Source organism: Chamaesiphon sp. OTE_75_metabat_556, assembly GCF_031378165.1.
Lineage (GTDB): Bacteria > Cyanobacteriota > Cyanobacteriia > Cyanobacteriales > Chamaesiphonaceae > Chamaesiphon.
Genome location: NZ_JANNDR010000429.1, coordinates 1 through 3,362, shown reverse-complemented (window position 1 = coordinate 3,362; position 3,362 = coordinate 1). Strand labels below are relative to the sequence as shown.

Below are 3,362 nucleotides of genomic sequence, written 5' to 3'. Positions count from 1 at the left end.
GTATGTATGGCGGGAAGTCGGGCAGATTCTGGGGCTGTCCCTGATTCGTCGTAGAGTTGGGCAAAAAGAGCGAGGACATCTCGATCTACGCTAATAATTCGGCTGGGATGTCCGGTTGTTTCCCACTTACCTTCAGCATTTTTAATTCCTGGAATCATCGGAATATTATCTATTTCAAAGGATTCATAAATTGTGCTGGGGCTATAGAGATTAGCGATATGCACAAGACGAATGATGTCCGGTTGTTGGACAATTAATTTTTGATAGATATTGATGCTGAATTTAGTGCAGTGGTGTACTTCGCTAAAAAGTTTTAGCTCATTATCAAACTGGAAATGAGCTTTTAGATGTTGATAGAGTGTTTCTCTAAATTTTCCACCTTTGGGATCGTCATATACTCCTTCAGGATGCAGAAAACCACTAACCCCTTCCGGCTTACAAAACTGCCAAGCTTGCGGTAAGAAGCACTTAAATAAATTTGTCTGCATTCCCTTGAGCAATGGGTAATTCTGTACCGCATTTAAAAAGTTTTGAGTTCCGGCAGCTTCCTCATACTCCCGCAGATAAGCAGAGTACAGACGCGGAAATTTGCCAAACACTACCTCTCGCTGTTTTGCCAATTCACTAGCTGAAAGTTTCCGCAATACTACCAGCGGATCGTAATCCCCCAAAAGTCTGCCTTCTTCCCACTCTATTTTCAACCAAGGTGGATTACCCACCATCAAGTCAAAACCACCTCGCGCTTGGAAGATATCGGCAAACTCTAACTCCCAATGAAAAAAGTGTTGCCTTTCGGTAACTTCCGCCACAATCCCCAACCGAGGATAAAAGCGTTTCAGCTTATCTAAATCGACAAAACCGTAAGTTTTCAGAGCTAATTGTCCCTGTTCGGCGGATTGAGTTTCGGGAAATAGGGCTAACTGTTGAGAGCTGGAAACTAACATTTCAGTTTCGCCCAAGATTGCCCCCACTTCTTGGAGAAATTGTTCGCGGCTGGGTAATTCCTCTGCTTGTTCGATCGGCCAAAACCACAACGCACACCAGTAATCCATCACCAGTTTCAGGCGGCGATATTTACTGGCATTACTGACACCTTGAGAGAGCTTTTCTTGCTCGTAGATTTTATCTTTCATCGCCAGGGGAACGCCGCCCCGTGACGAGTTATTCGGTTGTCCCCAAACTTGGAGATCGTCGGTGGTGCGTTCCTCTATTTTGGCGAGTTCTTGGGCGTATTCATCCCAGATCTCAGCGATCTTTTTACTCAAAATTACCGCATAGTCAGCTTGCTCTGGTGTAAATCCAGTTTTGGCGAACTCTTTTTGCCAAGTAGTAATTTGTCCGATTGCTGTTGGTTCGAGGGATTTAATTACTTTATCAGTGTAATTTGCCATCGCCGGATCGCCTAGTAAGAAGTGATATACTCCTTCGCCAGATTTTTGAGCGATGGGTGAAGACTTATGCCATTTTCCTAAACCTTTTCTATCTGCGAGAATCTGCTGTTTAGTATATACCTGCCGCCGTGCGCCGATGAGAGAGTTACCACAGTGAAGCTGCGTCCCGAACCAGGGGATAAATATCTGTTTATCTTTATCGCCATAGATGCAGTTGAGCCATAATGAAACCTCTGCTAATTCCATCGCGATCGGGTTCTTATCGATACCATAAACATTGCGATCGGCCAGCAGCATTTTAACTTTTTGCTTCTCGATGATAATATCCTCGTGGGGGATTTTCTCGCCAAGTTCCTGCTGTTTGCGTTCTAAATAAGCCTCGGCTAATTGATCTACCACCTCATTCAAAAATGCCGCACTACCCATCGCTGGTTCGCAGATTGTCAGATGGAGAATATCATCGGCTGTTTTGTCTTGGAGGAGTTCCTTGAGTGCGTATTTAACTAAACATTGAGTCAAAGATTGGGGCGTATAATAACTCGCACTTTTGGTGCGATCACGTCCGGCTAATCGGAATAAAAACTTGCCCTTGGGATGTTGGCGATGTCTACCTGTTTTGGGATCGATGACTAATTCAGCTTTGGTAAATTCCGCCAATCGATCGACACTCACAAAATAACCAACTTCTAGATCGTTTCCCTCTCCCGTCGGTACGGAATTAGTGCTTTCATCCTCATCTTCATCTTCATCCTCGGTACTTTTCTTCTTATCCTTCTTCGCTGGCTGCACCTCATACAGATCCTCCTCCGCAAAGAAGGCTGACAGGCTCAGTAAACCCTCATAAACCTCCCCCAGTTGGTTTACCCCCAATTGAGCGTAACTAATCCGTCCCCGCCGCCGTTTGCCCGTTGTTTGGGACAGAGACATCAATTCTAAAATTTCGCGCATGACAGAATTTCGCAGCTTGACTCCATTTAACAACGACGTGCGATCGGGGTCGAAGAGATGACTTTTGAGTTCGGGGAGCCGAAAAGTATCCACACCACCTTTAGCTACAGCGGTAGGCGGTTCTAGACTCAATTGCGCGTGTCGAACTGGATAACCTTCCCACAGCAGTTTGAATAGTTGGCGAATACAGTTATCGATGTAATAACCGCCCTCATCCTCTGGGGTGAGTAACTGACTCTGCTCCAAATCGCGCAAGCTCTCTAGACTATAGCCCTCGCGATAGACATCCGCATTCAGCGGCGCGTAGCCCAATTCGGGACGAGCCTCGATGTAGAAAATAAATAGTAAGCGATACACCCAGCGCAGACACTCAATTTTTAGCTGGTTAGGATCGGTGGTTTGTTCTCCCGCTGCTTGTTGTGCGTCGCTGGTAAATACCCGCTTTTTTTGGACGTGGCGGCGATAGTGCAACACCTCATTTCCCAATAACTCGATCGCTTCCCGCAGGGCAAATTTCAGATCGGCGGAAACACTATAGGTATGTTTGTGACTATTTTCATCCAACCTGTCGAGTAAAGCCGTCCCCTCACTCGGACAAGTATGTTCTCGATGTAATAAAGTCGCCGCCGCTAACAGGGCATTCGGATCATTTTCACGGAATAATTCACCTAAATCAAACCGCAATAATCGCGATGAATTCCACTTGGCTCGATCGATTAAAGCGATACTATCGACACTGATCAAAATTACCCAACGCGGCGGTTCGGCGATGGTAAATATCCGATCGTTAAGGATATCTTCTAGAGTATCTGTGCCGATTTCTCCGTCTGGAAACTGGACTGAATTAGCCAGAATACCAAGATTGTCTCCTAAATTTACGCCTTCTACTCCCTTCCCGCCGGAAGACTACAGAATAAGGTTGTAGATATGTTGAATCGTATTTGAAATTTGAATTGGAGTCTGTAATTGTTGAGTTTCAAAAAAGGTAAGAAGTCTCATTTCAATCTGCTCGATAGTTGTGCC

At 45.4% G+C, this 3,362-nt stretch carries 1 protein-coding gene; it reads right to left on the bottom strand.

Going from position 1 to position 3,362, the window contains the following annotated elements; translation table 11 throughout:
* Positions 1–3,023: Eco57I restriction-modification methylase domain-containing protein (locus RMO27_RS17380; RefSeq protein ID WP_309734808.1), on the bottom strand; the 3,023-nt coding region annotated here is incomplete at its 3' end.
* Positions 3,024–3,362 lie beyond the last annotated feature (339 nt).